The organism is Rhodopseudomonas sp. RCAM05734 (assembly GCF_052658035.1).
The window spans coordinates 3,101,280-3,117,346 of sequence record NZ_CP199742.1 but is presented as its reverse complement, the minus strand read 5'-3'; the positions used below and the strand labels follow the sequence as shown (position 1 = coordinate 3,117,346).

At 62.2% G+C, this 16,067-nt stretch carries 13 protein-coding genes; 7 read left to right on the top strand and 6 right to left on the bottom strand.

Annotated elements, in window-relative coordinates; genetic code table 11:
• The first annotated feature begins 165 nt into the window (after positions 1-165).
• The 6 genes from ACUXVA_RS14780 (at position 166) to ACUXVA_RS14755 (ending at position 6,425) form a co-directional block, all read left to right on the top strand.
• Entirely contained in the window at positions 166-1,059 is an 894-nt protein-coding gene (locus ACUXVA_RS14780) for a branched-chain amino acid ABC transporter permease (protein WP_265079615.1), read from the top strand.
• Positions 1,060-1,064: 5 nt separating this feature from the next.
• Positions 1,065-2,138, top strand: coding sequence for a branched-chain amino acid ABC transporter permease (locus ACUXVA_RS14775; RefSeq protein WP_445492947.1), 1,074 nt, complete (start codon positions 1,065-1,067; stop codon positions 2,136-2,138).
• A 60-nt stretch (positions 2,139-2,198) separates the two neighbouring features.
• A complete protein-coding gene (locus tag ACUXVA_RS14770) occupies positions 2,199-3,479 on the top strand; it encodes an ABC transporter substrate-binding protein (RefSeq protein ID WP_445492945.1) in 1,281 nt (426 codons plus the stop codon).
• Between the two features lie 220 nt (positions 3,480-3,699).
• Complete coding sequence (locus tag ACUXVA_RS14765; protein WP_445492943.1) at positions 3,700-4,539, top strand: ABC transporter ATP-binding protein; 840 nt, start codon at positions 3,700-3,702, stop codon at positions 4,537-4,539.
• 123 nt (positions 4,540-4,662) lie between these two features.
• Positions 4,663-5,892 (top strand): phenylacetate--CoA ligase family protein, encoded by a 1,230-nt coding sequence (locus ACUXVA_RS14760; protein WP_445492941.1) that lies wholly within the window; start codon positions 4,663-4,665, stop codon positions 5,890-5,892.
• Positions 5,893-5,981: 89 nt separating this feature from the next.
• Positions 5,982-6,425, top strand: coding sequence for a GtrA family protein (locus ACUXVA_RS14755; RefSeq protein ID WP_445492939.1), 444 nt, complete (start codon positions 5,982-5,984; stop codon positions 6,423-6,425).
• 17 nt (positions 6,426-6,442) lie between these two features.
• Here ACUXVA_RS14755 and ACUXVA_RS14750 read toward each other — a convergent pair whose 3' ends face one another.
• The gene (locus ACUXVA_RS14750) at positions 6,443-7,051 is read right to left on the bottom strand and encodes a TVP38/TMEM64 family protein (protein ID WP_445492937.1); all 609 of its coding nucleotides are present in this window, start codon (positions 7,049-7,051) and stop codon (positions 6,443-6,445) included.
• 417 nt (positions 7,052-7,468) lie between these two features.
• Here ACUXVA_RS14750 and ACUXVA_RS14745 point away from each other — a divergent pair, with 417 nt between their 5' ends.
• Positions 7,469-8,464 (top strand): GDP-mannose 4,6-dehydratase, encoded by a 996-nt coding sequence (locus tag ACUXVA_RS14745; protein WP_445492935.1) that lies wholly within the window; start codon positions 7,469-7,471, stop codon positions 8,462-8,464.
• A 41-nt stretch (positions 8,465-8,505) separates the two neighbouring features.
• Here ACUXVA_RS14745 and ACUXVA_RS14740 read toward each other — a convergent pair whose 3' ends face one another.
• The 5 genes from ACUXVA_RS14740 to rfbC form a co-directional block, all read right to left on the bottom strand.
• Entirely contained in the window at positions 8,506-12,168 is a 3,663-nt protein-coding gene (locus ACUXVA_RS14740) for a glycosyltransferase (RefSeq protein WP_445492933.1), read from the bottom strand.
• Positions 12,169-12,344: 176 nt separating this feature from the next.
• The gene (gene rfbA, locus ACUXVA_RS14735; protein ID WP_445493294.1) at positions 12,345-13,211 is read right to left on the bottom strand and encodes a glucose-1-phosphate thymidylyltransferase RfbA; all 867 of its coding nucleotides are present in this window, start codon (positions 13,209-13,211) and stop codon (positions 12,345-12,347) included.
• A 14-nt stretch (positions 13,212-13,225) separates the two neighbouring features.
• Positions 13,226-14,119 (bottom strand): dTDP-4-dehydrorhamnose reductase, encoded by an 894-nt coding sequence (rfbD, locus tag ACUXVA_RS14730; RefSeq protein ID WP_445492932.1) that lies wholly within the window; start codon positions 14,117-14,119, stop codon positions 13,226-13,228.
• A gap of 8 nt (positions 14,120-14,127) precedes the next feature.
• Positions 14,128-15,174 (bottom strand): dTDP-glucose 4,6-dehydratase, encoded by a 1,047-nt coding sequence (rfbB, locus tag ACUXVA_RS14725; RefSeq protein ID WP_445492930.1) that lies wholly within the window; start codon positions 15,172-15,174, stop codon positions 14,128-14,130.
• A gap of 15 nt (positions 15,175-15,189) precedes the next feature.
• Positions 15,190-15,753, bottom strand: a complete 564-nt coding sequence (rfbC, locus tag ACUXVA_RS14720) for a dTDP-4-dehydrorhamnose 3,5-epimerase (RefSeq protein ID WP_445492928.1) — start codon at positions 15,751-15,753, stop codon at positions 15,190-15,192.
• Positions 15,754-16,067: the final 314 nt, after the last annotated feature.

Below are 16,067 nucleotides of genomic sequence, written 5' to 3'. Positions count from 1 at the left end.
ATACCTGAAACTCATTCGGGAGAGGGGGGACCGCACGCTCCGGCCTCACCTGTGGCGCCCCCTCTCCCGCCTTCGCTTCGCTCAGGCCCCCTCTCCCACCAAGCTCCGCTTCGCTGCGCTCGGGGGAGAGGGGATCCGCCTCACATCATTCGCGTGCAGGCCATCATGAACACCCACCTCCTGCTCCAGCTTCTCGTCAACGGCCTCGTGGTCGGCACGCTGTATGGCGTGGTGGCGATGTCATTCGTGCTGATTTACAAGGCCACGCAGGTGGTCAACTTCGCGCAGGGCGAGTTGCTGCTGATCGGCGCCTGGGTGTGCTGGACGCTGCTGACGAAATATCAGGTGCCGTTTTGGCTGGGCATGCCGATGACGCTGATCTTCATGTTCGCCTTCGGCATCGCCATCCAGATCGTGATCCTGCGGCCGATGATCGGCGAGCCGATCATCTCGGTGATCATGGTGACCATCGCGCTGTCCACCGTGTTCCAGGCGTCCTTGAAATGGATCTACGGGGTCAGCCCGCAGCCGTTCCCACGGGTGTTCACCAGCGACTCCGTCAGCTTCGCCGGGCTGCAGATCCAGACCGTCTATGTCATGAGCCTCGTGGTCTCCGTGCTGATGATGATCGGCATGGCGTGGTTCTTCCGGGTGTCGAAATGGGGCCTGGCGATGCGCGCCACCGCGTTCAACCAGCAGGTCGCGCAGTCGCTGGGCATTTCCGTCAAGACCGTGTTCGCCATGGCCTGGGCGATCTCGGCCATGGTGTCCGCGGTCGCCGGTGTCGTCGTCGCCGTCGTCAACGGCGTGTCGTCGGGGCTGTCGATCTACGGCATCAAGGTGTTTCCTGCGGCGATCCTCGGCGGCCTGGATTCAATCGGCGGCGCGGTGCTCGGCGGCATCATCATCGGCGTGCTGGAAAACCTCGCGCAGTTCGTCGACAGCGAATACCTGCACTGGGGCAACCTTTATGAAATTGCGCCGTTCTACGTGCTCATCATCATCCTGATGATCAAGCCCTATGGCCTGTTCGGCACCAAAGACATCGAGCGGGTCTGATCCTGATGGCAACTCCTTCCCTGATTCCGGCCGGCGACTTCCGCACCTCCTACGCGGCGGACACCACCATCTTTCCGACCGCCACGAGCCGCAATTTCTGCATCGCAGGGATCGTGCTGGTGTGCCTCGCGCCACAGCTGTTCAGCGAATACTGGCTGAGCGTGCTGATCCAGATCGGCATCTTCGGCATCGCCGCGCTCGGTCTGAACATCCTCGTCGGCTTCACCGGCCAGATCTCCATCGGCCACGCCGCCTTCTTCCTGCTCGGCGCCTTCACCTCGGCCTACATCTCCAACCACGCGCCGATCCCGGTGTTCTTCGCCATCCCGCTGGCCGGCGTGGTCACCGCGCTAGTCGGACTGATCTTCGGCCTACCGGCGGCGCGGCTGAAAGGCCTCTATCTCGTCATCGCGACGCTGGCCGCGCAATACATCCTGCTCGACTTCTTCTCCCGCGCCGAATGGTTTACCGGCGGCTCGGTGCCGGCCATGGCCGAACCGTTCTCGATTTTCGGTTACGTGCTGCGCGGCGACCGGCAATACTTCTATGTCGTGCTGGCGTACGTCGTGGTGAGCTATCTGCTGGTGACCAACCTGATGCGCTCGCGCGACGGCCGCGCGCTGGTGGCGATCCGCGACCATTATCTCTCGGCCGAGATCATGGGCATCAACCTGACCAAATACCGCACGCTGTCGTTCGGGTTGGCCGCCTTTTTCGCCGGCATCTCCGGCGCACTTTACGCGCACTATCAGCTGGTGGTCTCCAACGAAGGTTTTGGGATCGAGCGTTCGATCCTGTTCCTGGCCATGGTCATCATCGGCGGCACCGGCTCCATCTCCGGCACACTGATGGGCACCGCCTTCGTGGTGCTGCTGCCGGAATCCATGGAGTGGATTTCGGCCAGCCTGAAGGGCAGCGCGATCGACCGCGCTTTGCAACTCAACAACAACCTGACCTTCCTGCGCGAGATCGCCATCGGCCTGATCATCATCGCCTTCCTGATCTTCGAGCCGGATGGCCTCGCGCATCGCTGGCGGCAGATCAAGACCTACTGGAAACTGTACCCGTTTTCGCATTGAGGTTGGAACGGGACTGGCTAGACTGAGACCTCAAAACAAAAGATCACCGGGAGAATGCTCATGACGATGAAATCGCTGCTCAGTACCGCATCTGTCGCCCTCTTGCTCGCGGGGGCGAGCGCCACCGCGCAGGCGCAGATCGCGCTCGGCCATCTCGCCGATTATTCCGGCGGCACCTCCGACGTCGGCACGCCCTACGGTCAGGGGGTGGCCGACACCTTCGCCTGGATCAACAAGAACGGCGGCATCGGCGGCAAGCCGGTCAATGTCGACACTGTCGACTACGGCTACCAGGTGCCGCGCGCCATCGCGCTGTACAAGAAATGGTCCGGTGCCGACAAGGTCTCCGCGATCATGGGCTGGGGCACCGCCGACACCGAGGCGCTGACGGGCTTCCTGGCAGCCGACAAGATCCCCGACATCTCCGGCTCCTATGCCGCCGCCCTGACCGACCCCACCGGCGCCGGCGGCAAGGCCAAGCCCGCGCCCTACAACTTCTTCTACGGCCCCTCCTACTCCGACGCGCTGCGTGCCGAACTGACCTGGGCGGCGGAAGACTGGAAGGCCAAGGGCAAGACCGGCAAGCCGAAATTCGTCCACATGGGCGCCAACCATCCCTATCCCAACGCGCCGAAGGCCGCGGGCGAGGCGATGGCCACCGAGCTCGGCTTCGAGGTGCTGCCGCCGCTGGTGTTCGCGCTGGCGCCCGGCGACTACAGCGCGCAGTGCCTGAGCCTGAAGAGCGCCGGCGCCAACTACGCCTATCTCGGCAACACCGCGGCCTCCAACATCTCGGTGATGAAGGCCTGCAAGTCGGCCGGCGTCGACGTGCAGTTCATGAGCAACGTCTGGGGCATGGACGAGAACGCCGCCAAGACCGCGGGCGATGCCGCCGACGGCGTCATCTTCCCGCTGCGTACCGCGGTGAGCTGGGGCGGCAACGCGCCGGGCATGAAGACGGTGATGGAGATCTCCAAAATGTCCGATCCCACCGGCGCGGTCTATCGTCCGGTGCATTACATCGCCGCGGTCTGCACCTCGCTGTACATGAAGGAGGCGCTGGACTGGGCCGTCAAGAACGGCGGCGCCAGCGGCGAGAACGTCGCCAAGGGCTTCTACCAGAAGAAGGACTGGGTGCCGGCCGGCATGGAGGGCGTCTGCAATCCCTCGACCTGGACCGACAAGGACCATCGCCCGACCATGAAGGTCGACCTCTACCGCTCGAAGGTCACCGGCGCCACCGATGGCGACCTCAACGACGTCATGAAGAAGGGCACCATCAAGCTGGAGAAGGTGAAGACGGTGGAGCTGCCGCGCAAGCCGGAATGGTTCGGCTGGTAATTGAGCGCAGGCGCCATCTTCCCTCGCCCCGCAAGGCGAAGCAAAGCTTCGCTAGGCGGGGAGAGGGTGGCTCGAAGGACCAAAGGTCATTCGAGCCGGGTGAGGGGCCGGAGTTTCGCGCGAGAGTCCCCCTCACCCGGAGCCTTCGCTTCGCTCAGCCTCCGACCTCTCCCCGCAAGCGGGGAGAGGTGAGCTAGAACCGACAATTCGGAGTCCATCTGTGCAGCCAAACGTCGATGCCAGCGCAAGTCCCGCCGCCGCCGCACAGGTCGCCCCCCTGCTTGCCGTGCGCAACATCGAGGTCGTCTATGACGACGTCATTCTGGTGCTGCGCGGGCTGAGCATGGAGGTGCCGAAGGGCGCCATCGTCGCCCTGCTCGGCGCCAATGGCGCAGGCAAGTCGACGACCTTGAAGGCGATCTCCGGCCTCTTGAAGACCGAAGACGGCGAGGTCACCCGCGGCGAGATCGTGTTCGACAATGAGCGCATCGACGGCATCGATCCCGACAAGATCGTTCGCCGCGGCATTTTTCAGGTCATGGAGGGCCGCCGCATCGTCTCCGACATGACATCGCTGGAAAACCTGCGGCTCGGCGCCTTCACCCGGCGCGACAACGAGGTCGGCGCCGACATCGACATGGTCTACAACTATTTTCCGCGGCTGAAGGAACGCACCGGCCTCGCCGGCTATCTCTCGGGCGGCGAGCAGCAGATGCTGGCGATCGGCCGCGCGCTGATGGCGCGCCCGAAGATGATCCTGATGGACGAGCCGTCGATGGGCCTGTCGCCGCTGCTGGTGAAGGAAGTGTTCGCCATCATCCAGCAGATCAACCGCGACCTCGGCGTCACCATCCTGCTGGTGGAACAGAATGCCCGCGCCGCACTGTCGGTGGCCAGCCATGGCTACATCATGGAACAGGGCAAGGTGGTGCTCGATGGAACCGCCGAGGAATTGCGCGACAACGAGGACGTCAAGGAATTCTACCTCGGCGGCGCCGGCGACCAACGCAAGAGCTTCAAGAATCTGAAGAGCTTCAAGCGACGCAAGCGCTGGCTTTGACCGCGCTTTTTGGAGGCGAGTTCCGTTGATCTGTCTCATGGCAGGATTGCTGCTAGGTGCTATGATCTTTTGGATCATGGCACCCCGCATCGTCGGTCGTCATGAAGCCAGCCGAGGAACCTGATGCGCCACTTCGACTCCCTCGAAAATTGCGATCCCTCGCACCGCCACGCCAACCTGTTTTCGCGGCTGCCGGACATGCTGCGCCACGCCATGGCCGCGCCGGCCTATGCCGAGCGCCTGAAGGGCATCAATCCCTCCACCGTCGTCAACACTGCCGCGCTGGCGCGGCTGCCGGTGCTGCGCAAGTCCGACCTCCCGGGCCTGCAGAAGGCGCGACCGCCGTTCGGCGGGCTGGTGATCAGCCCGCCCGGATCGTTCGGGCGGCTGTTCACCTCGCCCGGTCCGATCTTCGAGCCCGAGTCGAAACATCTCGACCCCTGGCACGGCGCCCGCGCTCTGTTCGCGGCGGGCTTCCGCGCGGGCGACGTGGTGCTGAACACGTTCAGCTATCACATGACGCCCGGCGGCTTCATCTTCGATGGCGCGGCGCGAGCGCTAGGCTGTGCCGTGATTCCAGCGGGGCCGGGCAATACCGAGCAGCAGCTGGAGCTGATCGAGGCCTATCGCCCGGTGGCCTACAGCGGCACCCCGGATTTCCTGAAAATCCTGCTTGATGCTGGCAGGACCGGCAAACGCGACGTCTCGTCGATCAAGCGCGCGCTGGTGTCCGGGGCGGCATTTCCCAAATCCCTCCAGGACGACATCAAGGCCCGCGGGATCGACGCCTATCAGGCGTTCGCCACCGCGGACCTCGGCTTCATCGCCTATGAAAGCGCGGCCCGCGACGGGCTGATCGTCAACGAGGACCTGATCCTGGAGATCGTCCGCCCCGGCACCGGCGATCCCGTTCCCGAAGGCGATGTCGGCGAGATGGTTGTCACCTCGCTCGATCCGCATCACCCCTGGATCCGGCTGGCGCTGGGCGACCTCACCGCCGCCCTGCCCGGTCACTCGACCTGTGGCCGCACCAACATGCGGATCAAGGGCTGGATGGGCCGCGCCGACCAGGCCACCAAGGTCAAGGGCATGTTCGTGCGGCCGGAGCAGATCGCCGAGATCGGCCGGCTTCATCCCGAACTCGGCCGGCTCAGGCTGGTGGTGACGCGGGACGGCGAGATTGATGCCATGACACTACAGGCGGAAACGGGCAACGTGGCCGCCAAGGACCTCCAGGAGGCCGTTGCAACGACCCTACGGGCGGTCAGCAAGCTTGGGGGCACCGTCGCACTGGTGGCCCCCGGAAGCCTTCCCAATGACGGCAAGGTGATCGCCGACGAGCGCGGTGCATAGCAGCCGAGGACGTGCCGCGGGTAAAAATCCCGGACTTGCTCTGCCGATCCTGTTAAGCACCGGCCCTGAACAAGGACGGGCCGCCACCCATGAAGTTGCTTTTGCCACAATTTATCGAAAACCGGCTGTCGCATCCGATGGTCGCCAAGATGGTCAGCTTCGGCATCATCGGCCTCGGCAATACCGTCATCGATCTGGCAATCTTCAGCTTTGCCTACAAGGTGCTCGGTCTGCCCTTGGTCCCCGCCAACGTCCTGGCCTGGCTGGTCGCCGTGTCCGGCTCTTACGTGATGAATACGATGATCACGTTCCGCGCCGAGTCCGGCCGGGTGTTGCGGCGCAAGGATTATGTCAGCTTCGTCGCCTCCGGCATCCTCGGCGTGATCGCCACCACCACAACGCTGGTGGTGCTGTCGAACTTCATGCCTGTCATCGGCGCCAAGCTGGTGTCAATCCTTGCGGGCTTCGTCGTCAATTTCGCGATGTCGCATTTTGTTGTGTTCCGTCGGAAAGTGCCGCTTGACCAGGCATAAGCGACGTGAAAAATAATCTACCGCGCGGAGATCTGAACGGAGCGGCCATCCCTGACGATCATGCGCACTCGCCGCGCCACGAGAAAAATGATGCTCATCGCGATCAGCGCCGCGAGCGCTACAAGCCCCTTGCTGAACGGCAAAGGAAGATCGTCCAGCAGCATTCGTCCGGACGAGCCCAGATAGGTATAGAATGCGATCTGCGGCAGCGTGAACACTAAGGTGATCAGAGAGTATGGCAAGACCCCGATACCCGTCAGACCGAACAGGTAGTTCTGCGCCGAATTGGGCAACGGCCCCCAGAACCGCATCAGCGCGACGATAGGCCAGCCCTCGTCGTCAACCGCCCGAGCGACGATTTGCCAACTAGGACGTTTGCCTATCTGCTTCTCGACCCAGGTTCTGAGCAGCCCCCGGGCCAGCAGGAACGCCAAGATGCAGCCGAGCGTCGTGGCCGGAACGATGACCGTCAGAGCGCTGAGGCCAAAGGCAGCGCCCGCCCCCAGCACGATAATCGTGCGTGGCACCGGCAGGAACGCCGCGAGCACCAGAATGCCCGCGAGCACAGCGGCCGCGCGGGCATCCAGAGTGCCCCACGCTTCCAGCCACCGAACAACCTGCTCCAATTTCATTCCACTGCAGTAGCATAGCATCGCCCGCGCCAGAACCCTGCCGTTCGACACCGCCGTCCATTCGAACGGCATGCACCGACGGCGAACCGGCAACTTGCCTGGAGCAAGTCGGACAGTCCCTCCGCCGCTCGTCTTGGCGGTTTCAAAGCCACGGTTATCCATGCTAGTGAGCGTTTGCGGTTTTCGAGGCCCTGCCCTGAATGCGCGCAGGTCAAGCAGACCGGCAACGGGCGCAGCTGCCTTCGTGCATTTTTCCCGTACTCCGTCATGTACAGGTCGGGCCGTGCTGAGAAAGGGCGGGTATTGGCTGTGCCGGCTGCCCCGGTACGGCCCGCACGTTTGTTCGCACCGATGCGACCGCTGCGGGCTCGCCGTGAGGCTCGCGCGGCGGCGCAGTGATAGGGGGACTACTTGAATAAATCCGCGCTGGTGACCGGTGCCGCTGGTCAGGATGGCAGTTACCTCATCGATCTCCTGCTCTCACGCGGCTATGCCGTTCACGCGCAGTCGCGCCAGCCGCGGGCTGGCGGCGCCGATCGGCCGGGACTGCAGTGGCATATCGGCGCCCTCACCGATCCGCAATTCCTCGATGGCCTGCTCGGCGAATTGAGAGCCGACGAGATCTACAACCTTGCCGCCGTTTCCCGGCCTGCTCTGTCCTGGGAAATTCCGTTCGAGACTACGCAACTCAATGCCATTGTGCCGCAACGGATCTGCGAATTCCTGGTCAAGACCAAATCGACCAGCCGGCTGTTTCAGGCGTCGTCATCGGAAATTTTCGGCGATACCGACGATGCGCTTCAAAACGAGACCACCTGCTGTCGTCCGAAATCTCCCTACGGTATCTCGAAGTGCTTCGCCCATCAGATGACCGGCGCCTACCGGGAGCGCAATGGCCTTCACGCATCGTGCGGAATCCTGTTCAACCACGAGAGCCCACTGCGGCCTTTGAGCTTTGTTTCGCAGAAGATCGCTCATGCCGCCGCCGCTGTTTCGCTGGGCATGACGGAGACCCGGGAACTGGACGAGCGCGGGCGCCCTATCGTCTCGAAGGGCAAGGTCCTGCTCGGCAACCTCGACATTCGCCGTGACTTCGGCTTTGCCGGCGACGTCGCCAGGGCCATGCACATGATGCTGCAAAGCGAACAACCCGCCGATTACGTCATCGGGACCGGCGAGAACCATTCGATCGCCGAGTTCTGCGAAGCCGCGTTCGGCTTTGTCGGCCTGGACTGGCGCGCCCATGTCGATGTCGATCCCGGCCTGGTCCGCGCCTCGGACATGCGCGTGACCACCGCGGACACCAGCCGGCTGGTTTCACAACTCGGCTGGAAACCCGAGGTCGGCTTCTCCGGCGTGGTGGCGATGATGGTCACGGCACGGATCAGTGCCCTGCAGGACGGCTAGTCTAGCCATTACTGATCGCGTTGCGGTAGCAGACCGCTGCGTCAGCGCGGAGCCGCGGTCTGCATGCATGAGTCCGCCTTGCTGGACAGCACGGCGCGGAATGGTCCCCGCGCACCGGGAACCACGTGACCGATCCAGGGAACCGACTGCACGATCTTCTTCAACTGGATGCGCCGCGACTGCTCGATCTGTATCGACGCGAATGCCAAACCGACGATCCTGTCGTCCGAATCCAGAACAAAGATCATCGGAGGACGCAAGACGAACGGGTTGACCTCGGCCGTGCCGGTGATGCGCCATCCGCCGCCGACGACAGGTGTATCGCCGGTCACCGCCACCGCACACGCTGCAACTGATCCGGAAAACTTGCGGCCAAGCAGGCGATATCGATCGTCGGCGAATATCGACGCGGACTCCGACCTGAAGTAGCTGGCGCCTGCACGCACAAGGTTTGCATCGATGAAGACGTTCCGGAGGGCGTCCTCATCGTTCACGCCGGTGTAAAGGGCCGTCGTCGCCGTGTCGCGGCCGATACGCCGATTGTCGGCCATCGCGATGAAGTAAGGCTGGCTCAGCGCAACCAGCGCCAGAAAGAGTGCCACTCCCGAAAGCATCGTTGCCTGGATCCAAGCCCGACCGGCGCTGGAAAGAACCCAAAGCAACAGGAATACCGCTGCCACGGTGGCCAGTCCGCTACCGGCCACGTAGCGGGCAGAAAGCGCCGATTCCAACCCTAACCCTGCCCGCCCCAGCGCCGTGATGCCGGCGCTTCCGGCCGCGAAAGCGAACACGCAGGCGATGGCCACGGTTTCCGGCCGCACCCGGCGCGAGGCGAACAACACGACCCATGAACAGAAGCCGACCAGCATCAAGCCGAACATGAAGGCCAGCCGGATCGTCGTCGCCATGTCGGTGACACCCATCGCACGGCCAAGGCTGCTGTTCGTCACGGTGGTCGCCAGGAACCCGCCCAGATAGACCAACGTGTATTTCACCACGAGCATCACGTGCGACTGAACCATCGTGGGATCAGACTGGAATACGATCTGGCCGAATGCGTAAGTCAACACCACCGTTGCCATGCCCAAAGCGATCAGCACGAGCACTTTCCAGGACGTCCTGTAGTACAGCGCGAACAGCATCAGCAGCGGAAATGTGCCGATGCCATTGGCCATCTCGAAACTGGCGACCAGCGCTGCCGCGAGCGACTCGAGCAAATAGACCGGGCGCCGCCGGTCGATAAACAGGGCAAAACAGAGAAAGGAGGCGCTCGCCATGGCGAACACCAACACGAACTGGGTCTGGAACCCCCAGGTGAGGTTCTCGTAATTCTGCGTCGCGAACAGCGTGCAAATCACGGTCATCGGAACAAGCAGCGAGCGGATGCGTCCCTTGATTCCAGATCCCAGCCCAAGTCTCACCAGAACCGCGCAATGGAAAGCCTGGATCAGATAGATCGCGCTGTAGAGCAGGATGTTGCGGCTGCCGAACCACTGCGCGTCCGCCAGGAACAACAGCTTGGAGATGACCGCCCGATGCTCGTTGTGAAACCGGAAAAAACTCGCGGAGATCGCATCCGGACCGACATATTGCCACTGGTCCCAGAATGGCAGTGCCGAATAGCCGCGAAACGCCATGAAGGCCGACGACACGAGCACGCCAAGCGTCGATAGCAATGCCAGCACAATGATCACGGTCCCGATCAGCACGATGCGCGGGACCACAAAGCCGAAAATCCGGAGCTCCGGCGGCGCCGCCGACTTGCGCGATCGATAGCGTTCGTTGGCCTCGGGGCCCTTGCGCTGCAAGCGCTCGTACCGAGCCACCAGATTGTCGTACCGGCTGCGCTCCCGTGCCTGGTCGATGCCGCTTTCGAGGTCGGCGGCGACGCGGTCCCAGCCCTCGCCGTTGCCGTCGAAGCTGCGATCCTCGGGATTCCATTGCGTCGCCGGATCGCAGGCAAGCCGGACCATTTCCTCGATGGTCTCGCGCTGATGCAAGTTGGAACTGCCGCGGAGCCGCGCATTGATCTCATCGTACAGCGGCATGGTGCGAACGATCACCGGCCGCCGGCGTGCGATCGCATGCATGACCGGAAGGCCGAAACCTTCATAGTGCGACGGAAACAGGACCACCCTTGCATCCTGGTAGAGCTGGTCGATCACATCGGGGGCGAGGCTGCCGCTCGGATGAACGGTGACGGAGGGACTTCGCACGCTGGAGCCACCGAGTACGACGACCTTGACGTGAGGATGGCTGGCAGCCAGCAGCGAAACCGTCGGATCGACGTATTTGTGGCTGAAATGATTGCCGACCACGAGCACAGTGTCGCCGGCAGCGGGGCGCGCTGCACCCTCGCGATAGTCCGTAGTATCGAGCGACAGCAGCGAGGCCAGTTCGAGCGTCGTCGGAGATATCCGGAACCGGAGCCTGAACTGGGTCTGGGTGTACTCGCTGATGTAGACGACCAGATCGGTCGAATCGAGCGAATACTGCCAGATGTCCTGCAGACCGATCTCGTCCAGATATTGACAGTCAAGCGCGATCGTATCGAGCATGTACAAAACGACGACCGGGCTATGCTGCACTAGGAAATCGATCACGTCGGCATCGAACGGCTGGCCTACCCTGATGATGGCCGCGTAAATCTCTGCCTTGTCGCGGGCTACGATTGACACCCCGGCAATGGCGTCGATGCCATGGAAGGCAGCCGCCTGCGCGCTAGCGATGACCACGATGTTGTAGCTGGACTGCCAGCGGCGGGCGGCCGCCACCAGAATCGCCTTGGCTGCCTCGAATGTCCCGTTGTGATAGAGACCGATATGGGACCAGTCGAAGGCGATGGTGAGCTTGCCCTGATCGTCGGGCAGAAACCCTGTCAGCATCGTCTCCGCGAAAACCTCGGGCGACTGCAGCTCGCGCTCGATGCTGCGATCGTATTCCGGATAGCGCTTGCGGAAGATCTTGCCATTCTGCAGGTCGCGGGCGCTCGTTGATGACGATGTCAGTGAAAAGGATTGCTCGCCGATATGGAAGACGAATGCGTGATTTGCCAGCGCCGCACGGTAGCCGCACCGGCTCGCACGCATCACGAGGTCATTTTCCTCGTTGTAGCCACGGCCGTAAATCGGGTCGAAACAGCCGAACTCGGCTAGGATCGTCCACTTGATATACATGCAGAATCCGACCGCGGTCGGGACGTAGCGGAAACGTGGCAGGTGGGGCGACAGCAGGTCGTAGCTGGCGCGGCTCTCCTCGACTGAGCGGTGCCGATAGCGCGGATCACTCGGCAGCGAACAGATGGTGGCATTGTTCGATCGCGGACATACAAAGCCCGTCATGTGGTCCAGATAGGCCACATCGCGGATCTCCCGAAATGCGCCGGCGGACACCACGACGTCGGAATTGAGAATGATGGTATCCCGCCGTTCCGCAATGGCACGGGCAAAACCGAAATTCACGCTTCCGATGAAGCCAATGTTCGTCTCGTTGACGTGCACCACGGTCGGCACGACCGCCTCAAGCGCAGGCAGTTCGCGCCGAAGCATCTCGCGCAATTCATCGTCGTCAGGAGAATCGACAATGATCAGCAGCCGCCCGCCGATTCCGGCGAAATCGTCCGCGGCGGAAACCAGCGAGCGAAAGAGCGCTGGAACGAGGGCTGCGTTTCGGTAAAGCGGCAGGATGACGAGAACGTCTCTCACTGAGCTCCCCGCGAGAATGTGGAATCGACCTGCCGAGCCTCACGCCATGCACCGCGCTCCCAAAATGGCAACTGGCAACGGCACGCCGCCATCGATGGTGTTATCGTCATGTTCGGCGAAGCCCCGGTAAATCGACAAATATCAAATCAAGACCGCAGAAACAGTTCCCGGCTAATTCAGTGAGAGGCCAGTCCACGAACATATTGTGCGTAGTCACTCTTCCCCAGCGCAATCCCGAGCTTTTCCAATTGGTTGCTATCAATGAAATTCTGGCTGAACGCCACTTCTTCCGGACAGGCTATGCGCACGCCCTGCCGCCGCTCAAGCGTTGCCACGAAGTCGGCGGCTTCCAGCAGGCTGTCGGGCGTTCCGGTATCGAGCCACGCAAATCCCCTGCCCATGCGCTCAACCGCCAGTTCGCCCCGCTCGAGATACACCCTGTTCAAATCGGTGATCTCAAGCTCGCCGCGCGGCGATGGCTTGATGTTGGCGGCAAAATCGACGACCTGCGCATCGTAAAAATACAGGCCGGTCACGGCAAAATTCGATTTTGGAGTCGCCGGCTTTTCCTCGATCGAGGTCGCCCGTCCATCCTTGTCGAACGCGACGACGCCATACCGCTCGGGGTCGGCGACATGATAGGCGAAAACAGTGGCGCCTGCCGGCCGCGCAACGGCGTTGGCCAGCAATTCCGGCAACCCGTGTCCGAAGAAGATGTTGTCGCCCAGGATGAGAGCAGAAGGGGCGCCCTGAACAAAATCCGCGCCGATGATAAATGCCTGCGCCAGGCCCTCGGGCCGCGGCTGCGCCCTGAACTCCAGCGAGATTCCCCACTGCGACCCATCGCCCAGCAAAGCCTGGAACAGAGGCAGATCCTGCGGTGTCGTGATGATCAGGATTTCCCGGATCCCGGCCAGCATCAGGGTGGTCAGGGGATAGTAGATCATCGGCTTGTCGTACACCGGCAGCAATTGCTTCGATGTCACCAACGTCATGGGATAGAGCCGCGTGCCGCTACCGCCGGCGAGGATAATTCCCCTCACAGTGAACCCCATTCCTAATGTGGCCCGCCCAAGATGCGGTCCAGACACGCCGCCAATGACTGATTCAGGGGCGGCAATCGTGTATCAAACAGAGACTCCAGCCGTGCGGTGGAAAGTCGCGAATTGGCCGGTCTTGCCGCTGCAGTGGGATAATCGGCGGTTGAAATTGAGTCAACAGCGATCGCCCGCCCCCCACGCTCCGCCTGCATCTGAATGATCTTGCTTGCGAATTGGCACCAGCTCACGGCGTCCGGACCGGCTAGGTGACACACGCCGGCCTTGACGGGATCCCATCCGGATCCGAACAATTGCCCAGCAATGCGCAGGATTGCCTCGGCGATGTCCGGAGCATAGGTGGGGCAGCCGACCTGATCGTCGACCACGCGCAACTGATCGCGTTCACCCGCAAGCCGCAGCATCGTGCGGACAAAATTGGAACCGAACGGGGCGTAAACCCACGCCGTTCGCAGGATCACATGGCGCGGGTTGGCCGCGGCAACCGCGCGTTCACCCTCCAGCTTGGACTGGCCATAGACGCTTTGCGGTCCAACGGCATCGCTCTCCACATAGGGCGAGGCCTTTCGCCCGTCGAAGACATAGTCGGTCGACAGGTGGATGACGGGAACGCCGCATCGCGCAGCCGCCTCGGCAACGAAACCCGCACCGTCGCGGTTGATTGCGAAGGCGGCAGCGGTTTCCACCTCTGCCTTGTCGACGGCGGTATAGGCCGCCGGATTGACCACGACGTCCGGCTGAAAATCCGCCAGCGCCTTTTGGATCGTCTCCGGCCGCGTAAGATCGAGACCGGGCCGCGCACCATAGCCGAACACGATGTCCGGGCGGCCTGCGGCCGCCTCATGCAGAGACCGGGCGACCTGCCCCTCGGCACCCACGACGAACAGGCGCATTGGACGGTTCATGCCTTCACGAGTCCGAGGCGATCCCCGCCATAGACGTCCTTGCGGAGCGGTTGCCACCAGTCCGACCGGTCGAGATACCATCGAACGGTCTTTTCAATGCCGGTCTCGAATGTTTCCTGCGCGCGCCAGCCGAGCTCTGTTTCCAGCTTGCTGGCATCGATCGCATAGCGGAGATCGTGGCCCGGCCGGTCAGCCACGAAGGTGATGAGGTCGCGGTGTTCGGCCACCGCCGGTCGCAGACGATCCATCCATGTGCAGATCTGATGCACGACGTCGAGATTGCTGCGCTCGTTCCGACCGCCGATATTGTAGGTCTCGCCGGGGCGACCCTTGTCCAGGATCAGGCCGAGCGCGCGTGCGTGATCTTCGACGAACAGCCAGTCGCGGATGTTGGAGCCATCGCCGTAGACCGGCAGCGGCTTTCTCTCGAGCGCGTTGAGAATGATCAGCGGGATCAGCTTCTCGGGAAAATGATAGGGGCCATAGTTGTTCGAGCAGTTCGATACGATGACCGGGAGCCCGTAGGTCCTGTGCCAAGCCTTGGCGAGATGGTCGGACGCCGCCTTGGTCGCAGAATAGGGCGAGCTGGGATCGTAGGAAGTGGTCTCCGTGAACAGGCCATCCGCGCCCAGCGATCCGTAGACCTCGTCGGTCGACACATGGACGAAGCGGAATCGGTCGGCGTTCTTGCGCGAAGCGACGTACTTGCGGGCGGCTTCCAGGAGATTGAACGTGCCGTTGACGTTGGTCTGCACGAACACGTTGGAGCCGGAGATCGACCTGTCAACGTGGCTCTCAGCCGCCAGATGCACGACGGCATCGGGCTGATAGGAGTTAAAGAGACGGTCGACCGCCGCAGCATCGCAAATGTCGTGCTGGGCGAAGGAATAAAGCGGGCTCGACGCCACCGGCGCCAGCGATGCCAGGTTTCCCGCATAGGTCAGCTTGTCCAGCACGACGACATCGTGCCCGAGGTCCTGAATGAAATGACGACAAACCGCCGATCCGATGAAGCCGGCGCCGCCGGTGACGATCACGCGCATATCGGTATTCCTCGCTCAGCGGCTGAACTGAAAGACAGGACCAAGGTCAACAAGCTTCGGCTGCCGGCCATCCTTGTCAGACAGGATGACGTCACCGGCCGGTACGCGCCAATCGATGCCGAGCGCCGGATCGTTCCAGGCGATGCCCCGGTCGCATTCTGGAGCATAATATTCGGTCACTTTGTAGATGACTTCGCACTCATCCTGCAACGTTACGTAGCCATGAGCGAACCCCGGCGGAACCCACAGCTGCTGCCAGTTGTCCGCCGACAGTTCGACGGCAACATGTTGACCGTAGCTCGGCGAACCGACACGGATATCGACCGCCACATCAAGAATGCATCCGCGCACGCAGCGAACCAGCTTGCCCTGGGACTTCGGTGCGACCTGGAAGTGCAGTCCGCGCAAGACACCCTTTTGGGTGGAGCGAGCATGATTGTCCTGCACGAAGGCGAGATCGACGCCATTTGCGGCCATGACATCGGTGCGAAACGTTTCCGAGAAAAACCCCCGGTGGTCCCCGTGCTTGACGGGCTTAAGCAACAGGAGGTCGGGCACTCCAAATCGTTCGACTTGCATTCCTGACATCCTAAAGAAGGAAATTTCCTCCAATTGCAGCCGTTAGAACCCAACCTAGTTGTCAACGTCAATCGGATTCCGCCAGTCCGCCGGCATACATCCGCAGCGCTCGACTGGTCCAGACATTGAAAACGTCCAAATTTGCGACCAACGGACTGAGAACACGGCGACATTCAGGACCGAAATTGGTCAATTTTGCTTCACAACATCGTCGAGTTCGATCGTAACAGCGCGGTACCTTCCCGTTCGCTACCTTCTCCATCCAAAAAGGTAAAAAAACACCCTCGTTGTCAATCAAGACATTAGCGGCGTGT

Excerpts from the sequence above, each read along its gene's own strand:
- ACUXVA_RS14760 (WP_445492941.1), top strand. The coding sequence starts at position 4,663 with ATGCGCCACTTCGACTCCCTCGAAAATTGCGATCCCTCGCACCGCCAC.
- rfbB (WP_445492930.1), bottom strand. The coding sequence starts at position 15,174 with ATGCGCGTGATCGTCACCGGCGGCGCCGGCTTCATCGGATCGGCGGTT.
- ACUXVA_RS14770 (WP_445492945.1), top strand. The coding sequence starts at position 2,199 with ATGACGATGAAATCGCTGCTCAGTACCGCATCTGTCGCCCTCTTGCTC.
- ACUXVA_RS14780 (WP_265079615.1), top strand. The coding sequence starts at position 166 with ATGAACACCCACCTCCTGCTCCAGCTTCTCGTCAACGGCCTCGTGGTC.
- ACUXVA_RS14755 (WP_445492939.1), top strand. The coding sequence starts at position 5,982 with ATGAAGTTGCTTTTGCCACAATTTATCGAAAACCGGCTGTCGCATCCG.
- rfbD (WP_445492932.1), bottom strand. The coding sequence starts at position 14,119 with ATGCGCCTGTTCGTCGTGGGTGCCGAGGGGCAGGTCGCCCGGTCTCTG.
- ACUXVA_RS14775 (WP_445492947.1), top strand. The coding sequence starts at position 1,065 with ATGGCAACTCCTTCCCTGATTCCGGCCGGCGACTTCCGCACCTCCTAC.
- rfbC (WP_445492928.1), bottom strand. The coding sequence starts at position 15,753 with ATGCAAGTCGAACGATTTGGAGTGCCCGACCTCCTGTTGCTTAAGCCC.